This window comes from Parasediminibacterium sp. HNIBRBA5674 (assembly GCF_056745525.1).
In genome coordinates, this window is sequence record NZ_JBQWIE010000010.1 from 61,865 (window position 1) to 83,575 (window position 21,711).

17 protein-coding genes are annotated in these 21,711 nt (G+C 38.7%); 6 read left to right on the forward strand and 11 right to left on the reverse strand.

Annotated features, from left to right (window positions below; translation table 11 throughout):
• Positions 1-549: 549 nt before the first annotated feature.
• Positions 550-5,361: a PKD domain-containing protein gene (locus tag ACT9TX_RS06975; RefSeq protein WP_481337542.1), complete on the reverse strand. Its 4,812-nt coding sequence runs from the start codon at positions 5,359-5,361 to the stop codon at positions 550-552.
• A gap of 203 nt (positions 5,362-5,564) precedes the next feature.
• On the opposite strand from ACT9TX_RS06975, the gene ACT9TX_RS06980 reads away from it, so the two are divergent.
• From ACT9TX_RS06980 to ACT9TX_RS06995, 4 genes are all read left to right on the forward strand, one after another.
• Entirely contained in the window at positions 5,565-6,140 is a 576-nt protein-coding gene (locus tag ACT9TX_RS06980) for an RNA polymerase sigma factor (RefSeq protein WP_481337543.1), read from the forward strand.
• A gap of 3 nt (positions 6,141-6,143) precedes the next feature.
• Positions 6,144-6,494 carry a hypothetical protein gene (locus tag ACT9TX_RS06985; protein WP_481337544.1) on the forward strand — a complete coding sequence of 117 codons (351 nt, stop codon included), beginning with the start codon at positions 6,144-6,146 and terminating at the stop codon, positions 6,492-6,494.
• The gene (locus ACT9TX_RS06990; protein ID WP_481337545.1) at positions 6,491-7,102 is read left to right on the forward strand and encodes a Spy/CpxP family protein refolding chaperone; all 612 of its coding nucleotides are present in this window, start codon (positions 6,491-6,493) and stop codon (positions 7,100-7,102) included. The genes ACT9TX_RS06985 and ACT9TX_RS06990 overlap by 4 nt, the downstream gene beginning before the upstream one ends.
• Positions 7,103-7,184: 82 nt before the next feature.
• The gene (locus ACT9TX_RS06995; RefSeq protein WP_481337546.1) at positions 7,185-7,943 is read left to right on the forward strand and encodes a YHYH protein; all 759 of its coding nucleotides are present in this window, start codon (positions 7,185-7,187) and stop codon (positions 7,941-7,943) included.
• A 272-nt stretch (positions 7,944-8,215) separates the two neighbouring features.
• Here ACT9TX_RS06995 and ACT9TX_RS07000 read toward each other — a convergent pair whose 3' ends face one another.
• Positions 8,216-8,524, reverse strand: coding sequence for a hypothetical protein (locus ACT9TX_RS07000; RefSeq protein WP_481337547.1), 309 nt, complete (start codon positions 8,522-8,524; stop codon positions 8,216-8,218).
• Positions 8,525-8,578: 54 nt separating this feature from the next.
• Positions 8,579-8,890, reverse strand: a complete 312-nt coding sequence (locus ACT9TX_RS07005) for a hypothetical protein (protein ID WP_481337548.1) — start codon at positions 8,888-8,890, stop codon at positions 8,579-8,581.
• Between the two features lie 926 nt (positions 8,891-9,816).
• On the opposite strand from ACT9TX_RS07005, the gene ACT9TX_RS07010 reads away from it, so the two are divergent.
• Positions 9,817-10,560 (forward strand): DUF6261 family protein, encoded by a 744-nt coding sequence (locus tag ACT9TX_RS07010; RefSeq protein WP_481337549.1) that lies wholly within the window; start codon positions 9,817-9,819, stop codon positions 10,558-10,560.
• Positions 10,561-10,592: 32 nt separating this feature from the next.
• Here ACT9TX_RS07010 and ACT9TX_RS07015 read toward each other — a convergent pair whose 3' ends face one another.
• The 8 genes from ACT9TX_RS07015 to ACT9TX_RS07050 all read right to left on the reverse strand — a co-directional run bounded on the left by ACT9TX_RS07015 (position 10,593) and on the right by ACT9TX_RS07050 (position 20,722).
• Positions 10,593-11,060, reverse strand: coding sequence for a hypothetical protein (locus ACT9TX_RS07015; protein WP_481337550.1), 468 nt, complete (start codon positions 11,058-11,060; stop codon positions 10,593-10,595).
• Between the two features lie 94 nt (positions 11,061-11,154).
• On the reverse strand, positions 11,155-11,547 hold the full coding sequence (locus ACT9TX_RS07020) for a hypothetical protein (RefSeq protein ID WP_481337551.1): 393 nt from the start codon (positions 11,545-11,547) through the stop codon (positions 11,155-11,157).
• A gap of 198 nt (positions 11,548-11,745) precedes the next feature.
• A complete protein-coding gene (locus ACT9TX_RS07025; RefSeq protein ID WP_481337552.1) occupies positions 11,746-13,377 on the reverse strand; it encodes a TldD/PmbA family protein in 1,632 nt (543 codons plus the stop codon).
• 74 nt (positions 13,378-13,451) lie between these two features.
• Positions 13,452-15,185: a hypothetical protein gene (locus ACT9TX_RS07030; protein WP_481337553.1), complete on the reverse strand. Its 1,734-nt coding sequence runs from the start codon at positions 15,183-15,185 to the stop codon at positions 13,452-13,454.
• Positions 15,185-17,269: a hypothetical protein gene (locus ACT9TX_RS07035; protein WP_481337554.1), complete on the reverse strand. Its 2,085-nt coding sequence runs from the start codon at positions 17,267-17,269 to the stop codon at positions 15,185-15,187. Before ACT9TX_RS07035 ends, ACT9TX_RS07030 begins: the two co-directional genes overlap by 1 nt.
• A gap of 29 nt (positions 17,270-17,298) precedes the next feature.
• On the reverse strand, positions 17,299-18,729 hold the full coding sequence (locus ACT9TX_RS07040) for a BatA domain-containing protein (protein ID WP_481337555.1): 1,431 nt from the start codon (positions 18,727-18,729) through the stop codon (positions 17,299-17,301).
• Positions 18,730-18,736: 7 nt separating this feature from the next.
• Complete coding sequence (locus ACT9TX_RS07045; RefSeq protein ID WP_481337556.1) at positions 18,737-19,621, reverse strand: DUF58 domain-containing protein; 885 nt, start codon at positions 19,619-19,621, stop codon at positions 18,737-18,739.
• A 105-nt stretch (positions 19,622-19,726) separates the two neighbouring features.
• Complete coding sequence (locus ACT9TX_RS07050) at positions 19,727-20,722, reverse strand: AAA family ATPase (protein ID WP_481337557.1); 996 nt, start codon at positions 20,720-20,722, stop codon at positions 19,727-19,729.
• Between the two features lie 214 nt (positions 20,723-20,936).
• On the opposite strand from ACT9TX_RS07050, the gene ACT9TX_RS07055 reads away from it, so the two are divergent.
• On the forward strand, positions 20,937-21,560 hold the full coding sequence (locus tag ACT9TX_RS07055; RefSeq protein WP_481337558.1) for a DUF4159 domain-containing protein: 624 nt from the start codon (positions 20,937-20,939) through the stop codon (positions 21,558-21,560).
• The last annotated feature ends 151 nt before the right edge of the window (positions 21,561-21,711 follow it).

The following is a 21,711-nucleotide window of genomic DNA, read 5'->3' on the forward strand; positions in this document are numbered from 1 at the left end:
CCAAGATCAATCATTCTTTTTTATCGAAAGAACTTTTTGGGAGCGCAAAAGTAAGGGAATCTCACAAAAAGCAGAAAGATTTTTTGGTCACCAGCAGCAGCACTACTATTAGGCAGTTGTTGCGTCGCACACTTTTACGTTATGTTCGCTATTCAGCTTTTACCGTAGCGCAGAAACTTTATTATAAGCAGTTGACTAAGACACTAACAACACCCATTTTCTTATTGAACAAGTCTATTATTTACAAATACGTATCTATTACTTACTATGCATTAGCCGTTACTTACCTGTAAAAGACCATTACTTGAATGTAAATAGCCAATACTTGATTGCACATAACTACTAATTACCATGCATCAACTATTACTGCAGAACCAAATCAATTACTTAGCTGTTCTTGTCTATTATTTGGAAATACATAACTACTAATTTCTATACATCAACAATTACTTGGCTGTACATAACTACTACTTACTATGCATCAGCCATTACTTAACTGTAAAAGGCTACTACTTCTGCGTAAATCCGCGGTATCTGCGAGCAACTGCCTTACCTAATAATCGTCACGCTACCACTAAGCGTGCTTCTGCCATTTTTAGGGTTGATGATGTAATAGTACGTGCCTACTGGTAATGGTACACCATTTAGTTTGCCATCCCATGCATTATTAGGGTCGTAGCCTGTGGTTTTGTACACCAATTGCCCATAGCGGTTGTAGATTTCTATCGTGGCACCAGGGTAACTTTCTAAACTCTTGATTACCCATGTGTCGTGGTTACCATCACCATTCGGTGTAAACGTGTTTGGTATTACTGGGGTTTTTAGTACTACTACTGTTATTTGGTCGCTTACAGCGCAACCACCTATGCCTGTGAGTTGTAGCTTGTAGGTAATACTATCTACACTGGCTATTGGTGTGCACATTGGTATGGCTGCGGTATCACTGCTGAGGTAGGTTGGGCTACCTGCTGGTGAGATGGCTGTCCATAAATAGCTGAGGCTATTGCCATAAACGGTCTGTGGTTTGATGGCGATGGTGCCGCCTTCTAGTACCACTAGGTTTGGCCCTAATTCTAGTATTGGATATGGATGTATGGTGACTGTTTGCTTAGCTGTATCGCTTCTACAGCCTTGTGCATTATCTACCCATAAACGTATTTGGTAAGTACCGCTATCGTTAAACTGTCTGCTTGGGTTTTGTATGCTGCTGGTTTGCCCTTGGGCTAAATCCCAATACCATTTGGTGACTGCGCTAGTTTTGCCATTACTTTTATCGGTAAAGCTGATATTATCTCTTACGCAAACGGCTGTTGGTGTGGCCGTAAACGCTGCTGTAGGTTGTGGGTTTACATCGCTGTAAGCTTGTGTCAGCGAGTCTACGCAACCATCTTTGGTGGTAATGATGAGCTTGACTGGATAGCCTGCTGTTGGTGCTAGTGCGCTGTATTGGTGGCTGGCTGATTTGCTGGTACTACCTGTGGCGTTGTTAGGGTCACCGAAGTTCCAATTGTAGCTGAACAGGTTTTGGCTATTATCGGCTATAGTGCTGGTACTGGTAAATGTGCCGTTACCGTCTGGTAAGCAGATGGTTGGCACGGTGAAGCTCACTTTTGGTAAATAGTTGACTTTGATGGTTTGGGTGTTTACTTGGCTGCTACAACCGCTGTCTGTGGTTACTCTTAGGCTGGCTGTGTAGCTACCTGCTGCTGCATAACTATAAGTATAGGCGGTGCTTGTAGTTTTATTGGCGGTATTGCCATCACCATAAGTCCACTGCCAGGTTTGTATATTGCTGTAGTTGGCTTGCGAGCTATCGGTAAAAGTGATATTATTTTTTTCGCAGGCTGGGCTGCTGATGCCCCATTTGGCTACTGGGCTTGGCCATATGGTAATGGGTTGTGTGGCGCTATCGGCGCAGCCGATGGTGCTGGTATATTTATACTGAATATTGTAAGCGCCTGCTGGTGTGCTACTTGGCGTAACAGTACCTGTGCTATTGGTGGCTGTACCTGTATAAATAAATGTACCTGCTATGCCTGTGGTTTCGGTGGCTTGGGTAATTTGTCTTGGGCTAGCATCTTTACAAATGCCTGGTATTATGGTAAACTGTACCCTTGGGCTTGGGTTTAAAGTAATGTTTCTGGTGATGCTATTGACACAGATATTACCTGAATAAGCGGTAAACTTGATTTGGATGGTTTTGGATGCTAATGGGTTATAGAAATTAGGGTACAAATGTTTGTACAGCTTGCCTAGTTTGTTGTTGCCTGAGGTTGGATTGTCGTCTATCTCTTTTACCAATGGGCTATTGCCATTATCCCACACAATTTCTACTTTGGTGATATTACCAAAATAGATGTATGAAGTGTCTAGTAGTGCTACTGAATCATTGGCACAAAGCTTACTGGCGTTTTGTACGGCAAAGCCTGGTACTGGTATAGAGCCGTTTACGGTAAAGGGTTGTTGTAGGGTTACTGCACAGCCTTTATTGCTGGTGACTGTTTCTGCTACTTGATAGATATCTGTTTTCTTGTATTTAGCAGATGGGTTTTTAACGGTTAAGGCGGTAAATGGTGTTGGTACTGGTGTAATGCCTGTAACATTCAAGTTCCAGTTATAGGTGAAGCTGGCTTGGCTACCATCGGCTATTTTGCTGGTATCTGTAAATTGGGCGGCAGCATCGGATAGGCAGATTTCTGGTACTACAAAACCTACTTGTGGTAATGGATTGATGGTGACTGTTTGGCTAACCGTATCGCTTTTACAGCCTTTGTCGCTTTCTGCCATATGTTTTACGGTGTAAGTGCCATAAGTGGCGTAGCTGTGGGTGAAGGCGTTTTTGTTGGTGGTATCTACTACTCTACTATCGCCTAGTGACCAATACCATCTGGCGATATTACCTGTGGCTATTTTGCTGGTATCTGTGAACGTAACTGGTCTTGTTTCGCAATATGCTGCGGCAGTAGCAGTAAAGCCTACTTGTGGTAAGGGATTGACTACCGCTGTTTTTGTAACGGTATCGCTATTACAACCTTTGTCGGTTATTGTGTATAAGCTTACATTATAACTACCTGATGATGCATAACGGTGCTTACTGTCTTGCAACGTATCGGTGAAGGTGTCGCCGAAGGTCCAATGCCATTTTGCAATTGTTTGACCATTATTATTACTTTGATCGGTTAGGTACAAAGTATCGTATAAGCAGCCATTAAAGTTCATTGAAAAAGCGGTAGTTGGATTCGCAAAAACCTTTAGCAAATAGCTAGTAGATGCTGAATTACTACAGCCATTGGCATCTGTAACATTGGTCACCGTGTAAGTCGTATTTGCCGAAGGCGCAACAACAAAAGTATACGGTGAGGAAAGAATATTATTGACTTGAAAAGAATCAATACCATTATTATAAACAATAGACCAAGGCGCTTTGCCAGTAAGTGCAATATTTAGCGTTTTCGATTTTCCCAAACACAAAGTATCGCCACCGCTAATACTTGCAGTTGGTAAAGGATTAACCACAACTGTAACTGAATCATTTTTATTGATTACTGCACTTGCACAAGCAGTTGCATCTATCACCTTTGTAATAGCATACGTGGTAGTTTTTTGTGGTGAAACAGTTAGCAAATAAGGTGAAGTTGCAATTTGCTTGATGGTATCGTTTTTACTGCCATCATTATAATAAACAGTCCAAGGTGCTTTGCCTGTAAGAGCAATTGGCAGCAACTTTGAACCACCATAACAAATCGTATCATCAGCACCAAAAGTAGCAGTTGCAGCGGGGTAAATAGTGATAGGCAAGCTATCTGTAAAACTACCGCAACCTTGCACATTTGCAGTTACATAATAAGTGCCCGAATTAGTAACCGTTGCATTAGGTAAAATAGGATTATAAACATTACTTGTAAAGCCATTAGGCCCAGACCAACTGTAAGTGGTATTAGCAATAAGATTGGCTTGTAATTGCAGATTGCTACCAAAGCAGATACTATTAACCACCAAGGGTGTTAATGCAGCAATACCATAATTTGAAAAATAACCAAGCCTAGCACCTACATTAGCACTAGCATTTAGAAATCCAAGGTGAAATAGACCCGAAGAGTTAGTGACTAATGTAGCAGTACCAGCAAGAATCAATGTGTTTAGAGATGGTAAATTAGATGTTGAAATTCTTGCGGCCTGCCACACACCATTTGTTCCTGCAACAGGAGAAAATAAACTAGGTGTAATAATACCAGACTGACCATTTAACTGAAAACTACCAACATCGTTGGTTTTGCACAAAATATTGAGGTAAAAAGTTTCAGAAGTAGAACGTACAAAAGATACCGTTGAAGAACCAGTACACCTAATGTTTGGTAAAGATGTGGCAGCAACTTCTTGCCCAATACCAGTAAACTGTAACACATACACAGGATTGCTAGTGGTAACATAAGCAGTTGAATTAGCCAAGATACCCTCGTAAGATTGACCTCTATTGATAGTTGCTACCAAACTACCATCTACAAAAATTTGTGTGTTATCTACCGTAGCCCATACGTAAAAGAAGTCATCGTTAGGGTAAGGCGTATAGTTTAATGCACCTCTTACAATAATAAACTCATTACCAGTATTGGCTTCAGGCACAATTTGATCACCAATTAAATCGTAGTTGGGTGAAAGCCACACTGAATCATCATAAATAGTAACGGCAATAGGTTTAGTGGCTTTTACAGAAGAGCCACCCAAATGACCAGTTGCGGCGCTACTAACAGCGATTACTGCATAAGATTGTCCTTTGTTTAAAGTAATGGTAAATGGTACACCTGCCAGATGACCAATAGAATCTGGCTGTGTAAGTGTAACCGTAATATTAGTATTATCTTCTGTGGCAACAATAGCAAAACCGCTATGAGCCATTGGTGTAAGCGGTGTTCTATTGGCAAATCTTGTTTGTGAAGGAATTAAAAAAGAAGTGCCTAAACCAATTTTACCTTTCAACGGAAAAATTTCTGGATTTTTAGTTTGTCCAACTTCATAGTAAGCAGAAATATTTGCGCTAGCACTTATTTTGATACCAAAATTTCTAACAGTATTACCAGGTGTATTTTCTATTTGATTAATTTGATTAGTAACATCAATTGAAGTTGCTGAATTTGCTGCCAAAAAGGTAGTGTAAGGCGTAAAAGCAGGATTGGCAGGCTGCGAAATAGTAATTGTTGCAGGCTGTGTGTATGTTGCCATTCTAAATACAATAGGCTTGTTTTCGTGACCTGCAGTAATGGCTGGCGCAGCAAACCAAAACGTGGTATCTACTTGTGCATAAGCATTAAAGGAATAAAGTAAAACGAAAAAGGCAAGAAAAAAAGGCTTTAAGTGCTTCATGTACAAGTCAATATCAAATAAGGCTATGAAATTACTCTTAAATTAGTTTCTAGCAGCAAGCAAAATGGATAAACGCGTAATATTTACACATTAATTAGCTTTTAACGAAAAAAAGCGTTGTTTTACTACCATCATTTTTATTTTTAAATCCACCGAAGGTTTTACCCAACTATCACGTCTTATCACCAAAAGGAATTGCTCATTTGAACGAACAAATGCTTATACAAGCCTTGCAACAAGGTGCTCATCAAGCTTTTAGCCAATTGGTAGAAGCTTATCAGCACATGGTGTACAATGTGGCATTAGGTATTATTCAGCAGCAAGAAGAGGCAGAAGACATAGCGCAGGAAGTATTTATTCAAGTGCACCAGTCTATTAAAGATTTTAAAGGTGAAGCCAAATTATCTACATGGTTGTACCGCATCACCATTACAAAATCACTTGATTGGCAACGTAGAAAAACGAGGAAAAAACGTTTTGGCATTATACAAAACTTGTTTGGCGCTAATAACGAGGTAATGCACGAAGCGCCAGAATTTCACCATCCTGGCGTGGCAATGGAAAATAAAGAGCAAGCAGCGGTATTGTTTAAAGCCATTAACCTTTTGCCAGATAATCAAAAAATAGCTTTTACGCTTAACAAAGTTGAAGGCTTAAGCTATCAAGATGTGGCAGATGTAATGAGTGTAACCGTGGCTTCGGTAGAAGCTTATTTACACAGAGCTAAAGAAAATTTACGCAAACAATTAACCAATTATTACACACAACTTTCTAAATAAACAATGATGATAACTAATGATACACAAGAAAAAGTTGAAGCCGTATTAAACAGCCTCAATAACATTTCACCTGCTGAAATGCCCCCATTTTTCTATACCAGATTAGTTGCCAAAATGGAGCGACAGCCTGCACCTACTTGGTGGCAAATGCTATTGCTTACGCTTACTAAACCTGCGTTTGCAGTAGTAACACTATCATTGTTTGTGGTACTTAATATCACAGCTATCACGGCTATGTTAAAAGATAATAAGCAAAGCACTAATAGGGCTGAAAGTAGCACCATACAAGGCTTTGCTCAAGAATACAACTTATCAGTATCTACCGTTTATAACGATAAAAGAGACAACAAATGAATTACTTTAACAAAAATAAATGGTGGCTAATAGCTGTGATGGTGCTATTGGTTGTTAACACAGCCACACTTACCATTTTTTGGCTAGAACAAAAAGGTCACGACCTACTGGGTGCAAAGCCTAAAGGTGCCGAGGCACAAGCATTTTTAATAAAAGAATTAGCGCTAGATAGTGCGCAACAAGTGCAATATTTAGAACTTGTAAAAGCACATAGAGAAAGTACCAATGCTATTAAAAAACAACTAAGAGATGCGAAAGACGCTTTTTTTAATTTGTTAAGCGATAGCACAGCAAGCGAGGCAGCAATTAAACAAGCAGCAGATAGTGCTTCAGCTATAGAATCGCAGATTGACCTATTGACCTTCAAACATTTTCAACAAATACGCAGCATTTGTACGCCTACCCAAAAGACCAAATTTGACGCCGTTATTCAAACAGTAGTAAAAATGATGGGGCCAAGCCAGCAACGCCCTCAAGGGCCACCACCACATGGTATCCATCAAGGGCAAAGACCAGATGGCCCACCACCACCTGATGGTGAAGGACCGCCGCCACCAATGGATGATAATGGCCCGCCACCTAATCATCAAGGCCCACCAAAAGAATAATTTTCAACTAGCGAAGGTTTAAGAAATAAACACCGTCTTACAATTACCAAACAAACTATTCCAACCATTAAAACAAACAGCCATGAAAAAAATATCAGCCTTTACCTTATGTGTTGCCGCCTTAGCAACTTCTAGCTTCTTAGCTTGCAAAAAAGATGAAGGCACCACTACCACCACAACTACTAATGCAACATTACCTACCGTGTTTAGTAAGTTCAACAGTTCAGTAAGCATTTCGGTGAGTGGCAATTATGTGGTACTTACTACCAACGATATACCAGACCACAAAAGCCCTTACTTTGCTACTACCGACAGCCGTTACGAAGCTTACAATGGTACTAATACTGCTTATTCTAAAAACCCTAACAGCATTATATCGCAAAACATTACCTTCAAAATTCCTATTAGCCCAGCCGTAGCAAGTACACATGCTGCTACACCTATGGGGCCAATGGGTATTGCTGTAAACGGTGTAGTTATTTACAACCAATATGCCGCTGGTGGTGTAGCTTTAACTGGCGAAATCAACAGCTTCGACCAATACAATGGTCACCCGCAAATGAGTGGTCAGTACCACTACCATGTAGAGCCTACTTACATTACAGCAGCTAAAGGCAAAAGTGCTTTAATTGGTTTCTTGTTAGATGGGTTTCCTATTTATGGCCCTCTAGAAAATGGCGTAACTTTAACTAGCAGCAGCACTACTTTAGATGTATACCATGGTCATACAAGTGCTACTGCAGATTATCCAAATGGCATTTACCACTATCACATTACAGCAGATGCACCATATATTAATGGCAATGGTTTCTACGGTACAGCAGGTACCGTTACGCAATAATATTTCCCGTTTAATAGCCCAAAACCGCCCCCTTTACTCTTTACTAACGGCCTCTCTTGTAGAGGCCTTTTTTATTTTGGCGTAACCCTTCGGGTCGGGCTGTTCGTTGCAAGTCCTCGCTGCGCTGCGGGCTTTCCTCTGCCATCCCTTACGCATGGTGCAAGTGGTTAAGTAATAGCAAATATGCTGTTATACTTAGGCTAAAATTAATGATGTTGGCAATGATGCCAACATCGGCAGAAAGGATGCGAACAATGGCTCAAAGAGATGAATTAACAATTAGGTGTTGAGCCTACTATTTCCAGTTTTGCAATATTCATGTTCTTAATGCTACCGATGTTTTTTATGCATTTACAATTGTAAATCATAAGCTTTTTAAGGTGCTTTAACTTTAGTATATCATCAATGTCTTCCAATTTTGTTGCCTGCATTAACATTAGTTCTTCAAGCCCGCCAAGTTCACCTAAACCATTTAAAGAAACAACAGAGCCTAAATTGATTCTTAGATATTTAAGATTTTTTAAGCCAGAAATCTGGGTTAAGTCTTTGGCAGTATAGTTACCAAGAAATAAGCGTTTCAATTGTACACATTCAAATAAAGACGATGCTTTAGGTCGCCACTTTAATGCAACACTTTAAATATTAGGAAAAGAAGAAAAATCAATTTCTTTCTTATCTGATGTATAGATTGATAAATCTAAAAGAGTATTAAGAGAATGAATGGCAGAATAATCATACTGTCGTGATTGCGGATAATCATTCACAATCAAATACTTTATATTGCTTGATTCTCTAAGAGGTTCTAAGTCCGTTCGCCAATTACGAATGTAATTAAGGTTAATACCATCAGCCTTACCTTTATTTACATAAGCTACTGCTTGCGGCAAAAGAGCACCATCTGTAAGATGAAGCACCTTATAACTGCTCATTTTAATAATATCAAACATTGGTCGATTTTTAAAGAATGATAACAAAATCACTTGACCTAAAAATAGGCTTTGATATTTATTAAATCAATATTAAAATAACTAAAAAATACACATAGATTGATTAATTAGAACTTTTTGTCCAACGAACCTCATTGATGCTTTTTCCACCCTTGCATTTTGTCCAATGAACCTTGTTGAGCATTTTCCATCTTGGCATTTTATCCAACGAACCTCGTTGAGCTTTTTCCATCTTGGTATTTTGCCCAACGAACCTCGTTGAGCATTTTCTACCTTGGCATTTTGCCCAACGAACCTCGTTGAGCATTTTCTACCTTGGCATTTTGCCCAACGAACCTCGTTGGAGCATTTTCCACCCTTGCATTTTGTCCAACAGACCTCGTTGAGCTTTTATTCCAAAATTTTTTGCCCAAAAGACCCCGTTTAAGCTTTTGTTCCAAAACTTTTTGCCCAACAGACCCTGTTTAAGCTTTTGTTCCGAAACTTTTTGCCAAACAGACCCTTTTTGAGCTTTTATTCAAGAATTTTTTGCCCAACAGACCCTGTTTAAGCTTTTGTTCCGAAACTTTTTTGCCCAACAGACCCTGTTTAAGCTTTGCTCCAAAATTTTTTGCCCAACAGACCCTGTTTGAGTTTTTGTACGCTCTATTTTACTAACCCAAGGCTTTAGCCTTGGGTAGAAATAGGATAAAGTAAGGCTTTAGCCAAAGTTTTTACATAAAAAAGTGACTTTGGCTAAAGCCAATGACAGTTTTCTACTTGTCCCAAGGCTAAAGCCTTGGGTTAATTGATGCCTTTTTTGAACATTGTAGCAACAACTATTTTTAATGCATGTATTTACCCAAAAAAAGCTACCGAATTGTGCAACTAATTATCTAATATATTAAATTAGCGCAAGCAAATTTTAAAAAACAAAACTTCATTGTATGATTAAAGTAATCAACCTTATTAAATTGGTATCTACAGAGTTGTACCAATTTTTCAATTTGATTCTTGGCATTGCAGATGCTGCCAACCCTACGGTTTCTAAAATTAAACCAGAACGTGATTTACTATTTGGCTTTTTGCCGAGGTTACAAGCTGCCATTAACCGTGAAAAAGCATTTGCACTGACCAAAGTAATTCAAGCAGCAGACGACAGAAGAGACGACGCCATTTCTGGTTTTATTATGTGGGTTACTGGGCTTACTAAGCATCCTAAACCTGCCATAAGAGAAGCTGCAAAAATTGTAAAAGCTTATTTAAATACACATGGCACAGCCATTGCCACACAAAACTATCAAACAGAATCTACCATATTAGCTAAAATAGTGGCAGATTATAATAGCAATGCTAGTTTAAAAGCTGCCATTGATAGCCTTGGGGGTAAAGATTGGATAGATGAAATTGAGGCATCGAACACGGCATTTATAACTGCCTACCAACAACGTAGTAGCGAAATGGGTGCAGATACCAATACCGAAAGCTTTAACGAGATACGCCACAGTGCTTTGGCTGCTTATAAAGAATTGACCGAAATGGTTGAAAGCCGCTACAAAACGGCTAAGGCAGATGGCGCAGATACCACAGCACTAAAAAAATGTATTGATGATATGAATGCCACCATTGGGCAGTATCAACAACTAATAGAAGCTACCAAAACTGCTAAGAAGGAAGAAAATAAAAAGTAGAAAGGGCAATAAAAAAGACTGCCTAGAAATGGTTACTTATAATACGTCTCATCTAAATAAAACAAGCCATCTTCTTTTTTCCAATACCAAAACTTCTTTTTGTAAATAATGTACGTGCCTTTTAAACTCTTTGAGGTAAATACATCTGGCACATAAATTATTTTAGGTGGTATGGTTTTGTAGCGCAGCGTTAAGTTGGCTTTTTGGGCGGGTGTAAATGCCCTTGCTATTTTGGTGTAATCTGGGTTCAGATTGTCTTCTACAGGCAATTTTTCTTTAGGGGTTAATATTCTGCCGTTACCATCTATTACTATCATGGCATTTACATTGGCTACTCTAGTGGTAACAGTAGGCGGTATGGTTTTGGCTGTACCATCGTTACTGGTAATGTTACTGTTGTTGGTGGTAGATGGCGCATTCGTTGTAGTGGTAGGTATTGCTTTTTTAGCACAGCTTACCACAAGTGCCACTGCTAGCAAAGTAGGTAGTATCTTTTTCATGCTTGTTGCCTGAACAAAACTGTGCCAAAACTATTGTGGCTAACTTTCTTGTTGCATCAACCACATAAAAAAAGCGAGCCTAGCTCGCTTTTAGTTAGTCAATTTTAAGGTAGCCTTTGGGCGAAAAAGCAACGCTTCTTTCTGCACAAGGGTCATTTATTGCAACTATGGTAAATAGTTTTTCCTTAACAGCTACTTTATACACGCCTTCTTGGTCGCTCTCGCAGGGGCTATTGCCACTTAGTTTTTTTATAAACAAGGTATCGTTTGATAAGCGATACGACATGGTTTCTAATACCAAATTATTATCGGCCATTACCAATTTTAACGTATCTACACCAAAAGCAAATTTTACCTGTAATTCAGTAGGTACATAAGCTACACCAGCCCAAGTAGTATTTGCTAATGCTGAAATTTGTGCAGTTGCTTTATTGGTTGTAAACATACATGCTGCTACAACCAAACACACAGCCATTAATTTTTTCATAGTTGTTATTTTATGGGCTAAAAATATAGAAAAGATTGATAGAGTGAAACTTTTGAGTAGCGTAGCCAACACAACAACTTTATACGCTGCAATAAAAGCTGCATAGCGAACAGAACGTACAAGTGTAGATACTTCGTAAACTCAGTACAGGCTACACCAAAGCATCATAGTAGCACTAGCGCTGACTAGCAAAATATCCTAAATTTTTCTACCCGTATTGATAACATTAATACCTGCAAACTTAGTGGTAGGGCAACCATGCGACACCGCATTGCTTTGTGACGGCTGACCTTTACCATCGCTAAACGAACCGCCCAAACGGTAATCGTTTTTATCGGCAATGGCGGCGCAACTGTTCCAAAACTCTTGTGTGTTGCTTTGGTAAGAGGCATCTTTAAACATGCCCACAATAGCACCATTTTTAATCTCGTAAGCTAGCTGGCTACTAAACTGAAAATTGTAACGCTGTTGGTGAATTGAGTAAGAATTGCGGCCCAACATATAAATACCTTTCTCGGTGTTTTTAATCATATCGGCCACTTTATCGTTGCCCGGCAATAGCGATACATTTGGCATACGCTGAAAGGGTACAGCACTCCAACTTTCGGCATAGCTACAACCCTGCGAAGCCGTTAACCCAAGAATATGTGCTTGGTCACGGATGGTTTGATAATTAACTAGAATGCCATCTTTTATAATATCCCAATTGCCACATTGCACACCATCATCATCGTAGCCAATGGTAGCAAGGCCGTTGCGCTGTGTTTTGTCAGCCACAAAATTTACCAGCTTATTGCCGAAGTTAAATTTCTTGCTACGCCATTTATCTAGCGTTAAAAAACTAGTACCTGCAAAATTGGCTTCGTAGCCCAAAACACGGTCTAGTTCTGTAGGGTGACCAACAGATTCGTGAATGGTTAAAAACAAATGCGATGGGTCTAAAATTAAATCGTACTTACCTGCATCTATCGATTTGGCTTTTAATTTCTCAGCTACTTGATCTGCCGCCTGACGCACATCTTCTAGCATGTCGTAGCGGTTTTTGTAGAGGATTAAATTACCACTTTTTAGCTTCTCGCTATCTTGTGGTATTAAATACTCGTAACCCATGCCCATAGGGGCACACAGCGCATTACGTGTTTCAAATTTGCTAGTGGCTTTGTCTATTTTAGTGATGGTAAAATTGGGCCAAATACGATGTATATCTTGGTCAATATAAGAGCCATCGGTAGAGGCAAAATACTTCTGTTCGTTCACCATAAAAATAGATGAACTCATAAAGTTGCCACCATTTTTTAAGCCCTCATTATTTACGTTTAGTAGTAGGTCTATTTTGTCTTTAATTGGTACTTCAAACGCATTCTTTTCTATGGGTGTTTTCCAGCTCACTTCGCCATAGCCTTTTTGTGGTGCGAGCTGTACAGGGTCAGAGAATTTAGCATTTGCTTTTGCAACGGCAACAGCACGTTCAGCGGCTTTAGCAACCCCTTCTTTGGTAACATCGTTAGTAGCTGCAAAACCCCAACAACCATTGGCTATTACACGCACACCTACACCAAACGATTCAGAATTCGCCACATTTTCTACACGCTTTTCTCTTGTAGCCACTACTTGGTTCAAGTATCTGTTAATGCGAATATCTGCATAAGAAGCACCTTTGCTTTTAGCCGTATTTAAAGCTGCATCAGCCAATTGCTTTTTAATAGCAACATCAATATTTGGGGCTAATAAATCGCTTGCACTTATATCGTTAGCTAGCAAATTGGTATTTGGTAACATCAATGCACCAAAGCCCATAGCCGACAACTGTAGAAAATCTTTACGCTGCATAAGAAGTAGTTTAAAGCCTGTATTAATTAAAGGTGGTAAGGTATTGATTGTTTGTAAAAACCATTAGCCATTTGTCATAATTTTCTTTCTAACCATAAAGCGCCCATAGCAAATAGAAACAGTAAGAAGCAATTTATTTTGGGTAAAGTGGCTGTTTGTTTTGTAGCAGTTACGCTTTCTTTATTTAATGGGTATTTATGCGTAGCTGCATACATTTTAGTAGCTAAAATATTGTCAGTAGCCTGCACAAAAGCCCAATCTTTTGGCGCAAATACATACCAATACTTACTGAAGCCACTAGCGATTTCTATTCGCTGCCAGCCTATTTGCCTTGGCCAATAGCTGGCTGACCATAAATAAGGTAATTGTACTTGTTGCTGTAATGCCAATGCAGTTTGCTGAACCGTTACACCTAAAGGCTGAGTAGCACTTTCTAGTTGTATAGTTGCCTGCTGATATGGATATATGATGCTAGGCTTAACCGTTACATTAATGTCTTCGCTAGTTTGCTTGGCTGCTTTTTGTAACAATAAAGACCATAACTGATAGTAACTAGCTTGCTTATTTTGTAACACCAAACCATAAGTGGTAGTTAAAGTAGTAGCCACTATTTTACCCATACCTAGTATACTTACCGCTGCCACTATTTTAGTGCTATCATCGGTTACTAAGGTTTGTGTGTTAGCATTGGCTTGCAAGTAAGTAGGTTGTGTTACTGTCAGCTGTTCTTTTGTATTGTTAAGTTGCAGTTGTAGTGTTTTTTGCTCGCTATTACTAGTGGTATTGATGGCAAATGCTTGTTGGTAAAATTTGCTTGCATTATTACTACTATCACGCTGCACCACTAAGCCTAACCCCTGCTGCACAATAGCTGTTTTAATAGCAGCAAGTTCATTAGCATTCAAACTACTTAACGCATCATCATCTGCAATAAGCACATCAAAATTGCTCAACGCACTGCCTGTAATATTATCTAGTGCTAGGCTTTTAATATTTAAAAAGCTAGTAGCATACTTAGCTTTAGATACCATGGTTCTTGTAGCTACTGCGTAGTTATTTTCATACAACCAATTCTTTAGAAACTTATGTTCAAAATTGGGTGTAGCTGCTAGTACCAATACACGCAAAGGCTGCACAGGCAATACTTCAAAAGGTAAGGCATTATTTTCTAGTGTATCTTTTTTTGCTACTGCTATTATACTATACACAGCTCTACCACTATGCTTTGGTATGGTTTGTAAATGAAACGTTTGTTCTTGTAAAGGCGCTATTGTTACCGTATCTATACTATTGCCAAAGGCAGCTAGATAAATAGTTACGGGTTGCTTACTTCTATTGTTGTATCTGCCTTGCACTTGCAATGCTTCACCACTATGTATGGTATGTGGCCAATTAATAGCAGTAATGCCATTGGTATTATTTACAGGATGAAACTGTATGGCATTACCCTTTAAAAGCTGTAAATCTGCTTGGTTTAAGCCATTACCAAAAAAATGTACATTGCTTGCTGTAGCTACTTCATTAAGGTCAATTGTATCTACCTGTTTATTGGCTTTTATAAAACTAGCAACACTATCTCTTTCATAGCCATCCGTTAATAATAGGCTTTGTAATTGATGACTACTTGCATTGCTTATTTGATAACGTATATCAATCGCCATACCTGCAAAAGCAATAACAGCAAGGCTTGTAGCAATAATACGCCACCACAACCTTGCTCGCAATGGCCTTGTCACTTCTTTCCATAGCAAGAAAGCTAGTAACACAGCACAAAGCCCAATCACTATATGGTTAAACCAAGGTGTCACTATTGCTTACGTTTATACAATTGATTAAAATATTCTGTTGATAATGCTTTACTAGGCATTGCTTTTTGTTGCTGCGGTGTGGTTATTGGCGCAGCTAATATCTTTTGCATTGCTTTTTGTACAATGCTTATATCTGCTTTGCTTGCATTAGCATTGGCTTGCTGCTGTTGTAACAACAATTGCTTTAAAGCGGTTAAAGCTGGTAAATAAGTAGCAGGTTCTACGCTTGCTTTGCTGCTAATAATAGGTAATGCTTGTGCTAATGCACTCGCATTTGCTACGCGTTCATTGGCTTTCATGGTTTCTAATACCGACAATGCAGCTTGCAATATGGCATTATTGTTAGCAGTTATTACTACTTGTTGCTGTGTATTTGCTGGCAGTATTTTACTCAAGTCTGCTGTTAAGCGTTTCTCAGGTTTTAATGGTGTAGTTTTTAAACTTGTTTTGGCAACATACACTCTTGATGATTGCTGTAAATCTTTCAATAAACGCAGGGCTTTGTAAGCAAATGGTAAGGCGTCTTGTGGCTTAAATGTACGTAGTTGCAATTCAGCGCTCCACATTTCGTTTAACACTGCTTTTAAGCGCTTCTTAGTATCTGCATCTAAAAAGGTAGCATCTTCTGCATTGTCATGTTTATCGGTTACTGCATCCATCATCGCTGCACCGTCACCAAAATCCATTGCATCTAGCCCTTCTACATCTTCTATGCCTTGGTTCGATTCATTTTCTTCACCCAAATATTTACCATAACGCAGGCGTAATAGTTTTTGATCTATCCCTAAATTGTTACTTCGATTTTTAAAACTTTCCAAACTAATAGTGTCTTTATCTCTTAGCAATTGTTCTGCGTCTATAATAATTTGTCGTTCACTTCTAAAAAACTCTGGCTTAAAGTTTACATTGTTTGCCACACCTTCTAGGCTCATCAACTGTGTAGTATCTGGTAGCGTTATTATAAATATATCAGAGCGGCTTTCCTGTTGGTTGTTGTCAATGGCTTTTACATAAAAATACAATTCATCACCCGGCTGCATGGCTAGCTTTTTCAAGTCTATTACTTGCCCAATATTGTATTGCAATTGCCCTGTTTTAAAGCTAGTAGCGAGTGCTATTTTCTGTTCTTTAAACTTTACACCTTCACCACTACCGCTTGCTATGGTTGCATTTACAAACGCATCTGCAATGCCGTAATCATCCGTAATAGTAAGGTTTAGCGGCACTTTTGTTGGCTGCCCAAAATCTATAATGGTATTAGGTTTGGGTGAAGCTACCGCAATTACTGGCAAAGCATCCTTGATGATTTCAATTTGATACAAGTCTGATAATTTACCATCAATATTCAGTTGGTAAAAGCCTGACTGCGTAATGGTTTTAGCCATTTGCCATGCTGTATGCGATGCATCGCTTGGCTGCATTAGTACCTTTAAAGAGTCATTAAAAGTGATGGTAATACTCGCTACTTTAATATTGGTAGTTATTTGCCATAACGCCCTACTACCTACAGGCACTTGCATATTAAAACTCGCCTGTTTTCTACTAGGTAAGTTGGTATAGCTTGGTGGTTGTATGTTGACTGTAAATTGATCTATCGCTGGCAGTACTACTTCTTTTTTAGTTGATGACTGTACACTTATGCCATTTTTACTGCTTGCTGATTGCTTTGCTATTTTACTCAAGCAAAATGTTACTATCAGCGCAGTTAAAGCCATACCAATAGCACGATACAACGCTTTACTGTAAGGACTTTTAATGTCTAAGGCTTCAATTTGCTTGCTTATTTTCTGTACTTGTAATTGCTCTAAAATATTGAGTGTATCACTGTCTTTTAATAGCAACGCACTACTATCTTCTAGCGTTGTGAAATGCTGGTTTAAATAGTTGGTTACAGTAGTGTTACTTACTTGCCAGCGTTGTTTTACTAATACTATTGTAGCAATAATTACCGTTAAAAAAGCTGCCATCAACCACACATTACAGGGCAGCAACAAGCTTGCAATACTTGCTACAACACAGGCTATAGCTATCGCATACAATAGCTTAGTTAAGCCAGATTGCTGATGCCATTGTTGGCGCCACATTGCTATCTTATGTTTGGCACTATCTGGCATCAGGCTTTACTGTTTTTAGTAGTGAACGATAACCATCTTTCTACTAGCAACAAGACAAATGCTAGTAACCAAATCCATTGACTAATATCTTTAATAGTGGTAGGTATTTTTTGTAAAGCCACATCATTTTCTATGGATGGCTTCAATGTATTCGCATCTATTTCTCGCTTATCTTGACTATCCATCACAGGCTCTTTATACAACAATTCTGCTAGCAAACTAGGAAATTGCTGATGCCACACAAGGTCATTCCAGCTTGGGTTAAAATGTGTGTATAGCTTGTAATTATTGGGCTGCTGTTCATTAACAGTTAGTAAATAATTACCCCTACCATCTTGCCAAATAGGTACATCAGAATGGTTACTAATGGCTTTTATAATACTAATATCAGTATGGCTTAGCCATGTATTTTGTACTGTTGGTTTACCTGCTTGATACGCAACGATATTTTCCACTTTACTAGCCGTGTTTACAGGGCTATCGCTCAGCCAAAACAACCAATCCATTTGCTTAGGTAAGTCTGCAACATTGTTGGTTACCACTATTTGCAACTTACGTTTGGTAAAGTTTTTTATAGCTGTCAGCGCTGCTTTTACATAGTCAGCATCTGCTGTATATTCTTTTGCATAAATAGTCATTACTTGTGTAGCGGTATCTATGGTAATGGTGTTAGATGGTTTTACTGTAAGGCTTAACAGTTTCCCTTGCACTTGTAAACTTTCTTGCACACCATTTTTAAAAGCTATTGTTGTATTGCCAATAGTAGTGCCTGTTAGCTTACTGTTACCTGTGTTTACCATCACACTATCATTGTAAGTAGCGTAAGCATTTATAAGCCACGTATGAGCTGTGTCTTTGCTGCTATAGCTTACCCATTTAAAGCGTTTATTGATAGCAGTAGCTGTACCTATAAAATGCTGTACTTGTCTATCGGTAAATACATAGCCACTAGCATTGGTAGCCATCAATTGCTGATACAACAGCCAATAAGCTTGTGCTTGTATGTTATCATTCGCTAGTTGATTACTATCTGCTAAAGCAAATTTTGGAAAGCCTTTTTGCAATAAATGCAGCTCATAATTATTTTCTAAAAGCGAATCTATTACTGACTTACAAGCATGGTAAGTAACTAGTGGCTTATTGGCATCTACCACAAGCCACCCCTTTTGTGTATTGGCTTTGGGGGTGCTTTGCCATTGTGGTTTTGCCAATAATAACGCTAATAGAATGATGAGTAAACAACGTATCAATAGTAACAACCAATCTGTAATTTTTAAGCTAGTAGATTGTTGCTTGCTACTTTGTTGCAAGAAGGCTAGTGAGCCTACTTTTAAGATTTTGCCACGCTTCACATGCCATAAATGTATCACTATTGGAACAATAATTCCAGCAGATGCCAATAGCCATATGGGTTGTAATAGTGTTAGCAAAATAGCGTTATATCAGTTTACTTCTTTGGTTTAAAAAATCTTTCAAAGCCTTATCTATCGGCAGTTTGGTATTTATTAAAGTATAGGCAATGCCTTTATTTAATAGTTGTTGCTTAATGTTGCTTAAATGCTGCTGTAACTTTTCAGTGTAATCTTTTTTTGATGTACTACTACCAATATTTATTTGCTGCCCTGTTTCTAAATCTTCCAGATAGGCATAGCCTTCATAGTTTAGCGTTAGCTCATTATCGCCCATTACATGTAGTACTAGTATCTCGTTTTTATAAGTAGCTAGACTGTTTAGCAATTGCATCATTTCACCTGCTTCTTCATAAAAATCAGTAATCACTACCAATAATTCTCTTGTTTTATTGGCTGCTATCAGTTGCTTGTAATCTATAGGGTCGGTAAATTTTCCTTGCGGCTCTATGGTTTCTAGTTGGTAGTAAAAGCGCTTTGAATGCTGTGTATCTTTTTTACTTGGCAGGGCAAATACCCCATCTTCTTTAAACACATACAAGCCTATCGCATCGCCTTGTGTGCTAGCTAAATAGCCCAAGCAAGCAGCCATATACTTGGCATAGTCTATTTTTCTAAAACCACTATCTGTATGGTTCATAGAGTTGGTAGCATCTATTAAAAACCGTACAGAAATACTCGTATCTACTTCAGATTCTCTGATATAATAGCGGTCACTTCTTGCATACATTTTCCAGTCTAGCCAGCGCAAGTCATCACCGGGTTCGTATATTCTATACTGACTAAATTCTAGCCCCTGCCCTTTTACATTACTCTTATTAATGCCCATCATAAAACTGTCAATAGTAGCCTTAGCCGCTAATTGCAGATTTTTGATAGATACAATAATTTGAGGATTCAGTAATTGAGACATGGAGTAATGTGATGATTTGACAATTCGATAATCAGATAATTCGATAAAAACGAGATGTGATAATAATCGTCAATTGCATTATCCAATTATCACATCATCAAATTATCAAATTCCCCTAGCCACTTCCTTCAGCAATACTTTGGTTACATTGTCTGTCACAATATTTTCAGCCTCTGCTTTAAAGTTCATGAGTAAGCGGTGCCTTAGTACTGGCTTCGCCATGGTCTGTATGTCTTCTACCGTTACTGCATAGCGACCTTTAAACAAGGCCCTTGCTTTGGCGGTTAATATTAATGCCTGCCCTGCCCTTGGGCCAGCACCCCAACGCACCCATTCTTTTACATAATCTATGGTTGTGGTATCAGGTCTTGTTGCCCGTATTAGATTGCTTACATAACCTATCAGTTCGTCGCTAATACTTACTTCACGTACCAAAGCTTGTAATTGCCTAATGGCTTCACCACCAATAACTGGGTTAATGGTAGTTTTTTTGCTACTAGTCGTACTAGTTAATATGGCTGTTTCTTCGGCCGCACTTGGGTAGCCTATGCGTATGTATAGTAAAAAACGGTCTAGCTGTGCCTCTGGCAAAGGGTAAGTACCAGATTGCTCAATTGGGTTTTGCGTAGCCAATATAAAGAACGGTCTATCTAGTGGATAGGTTTGCCCACCATAAGTTACCTCAAATTCCTGCATCGCTTCTAGTAAGGCAGATTGTGTTTTGGGTGGCGTTCTGTTTATTTCATCTGCTAATACAATATTGGCAAATAATGGCCCTTTGTTAAACTTAAAAAAGCGTTTACCAGTTACATGGTCTTCTTCCAGTATCTCAGTACCTACAATATCTGTAGGCATCAAGTCGGGTGTAAATTGTATGCGTTTAAAGCTCAAATCCATTGCCTGACTTAGCGTTCTTACCATCAAGGTTTTTGCAAGGCCAGGTACACCTTCTACCAAGCAATGCCCGCCAGCCATCATGGCTATAATAATTTCTTCTAGCACTTCATCTTGCCCTACAATAATCTTTTGAATTTCTTGCTTTAATAAGGGTAGCTTTTGTAGCAATGCGGTAATATCTTTTTCTTGTTGCGCTAAACTCATGCGTTTGGTATGGGTTATTCTCAGTAAAAAATGGTAAAACAAACACTCTGTGTTGCTTTGTTACTTGCTTAGGTTGGTAAAATAGTAAGAAACCGATAAAATTGTACATAAAATCCACTATCGGTAAGGATAATTGATAAGTGTGGGTTATTTTGACCGCAGTTTCATACCAATGGTGTTATTGCCATGGTAGCTATGTGGCACTTTCAACAATATGAGCAAGCAAAAATTCACATTCGTACGTTTAAAATATCGGTCAGGCGATTGGGATACCGATCAGCGCATGCCTGTTAATATTTTAAACTCTTTAATTGAATACACCACCATACCTGTAAACCAACAAGAAAAAGTAGTAGAACTCAGTAGTAACGAATTATTCAACTACCCATTCTGCTACATGAGTGGGCATAAACTGGTACAGTTTGATGCTGTAGAAGCAGAGCATTTTAAACGCTATGTATTAAATGGTGGTTTTGTATTTGTAGATGATTGCAACCACGATATTGATGGCCTCTTCGCTAAATCTTTTGAACAACAAATGGCTGTTTTATTTGGTGCAGATGGCTTAAAGAAAATACCCAAAACACATGCCGTGTACAGTTCCTTTTTTAAGTTTGAAAAAGGCCCACCCAATACTGCTTTTGAGCTAAATGGTTGGGGTGATGATTTAATACACGACTACCTTAAAGCCATAGAAGTAAAAGGTCGCATTGGTGTACTATACAGCAATAAAGATTATGGCTGCGAGTGGGATTATGATTTTAAAAACAAGCGCTTTTTATCTGAAGACAATACCAAGTTTGGTGTTAATATCATTGTGTATGCGATGAATAGTTAGGTTTTGTGATGTAATAAGGCTATATAATCTATTTTTACTCGTTTCTTTTGTAGCGAATGCATCAAACAAGTCTATTTTACTCGTTTCTTTTGTAGCGAATGCATCAAACAAGTTTATTTTACTCGTTTCTTTTGTAGCCAATGTATTGAAG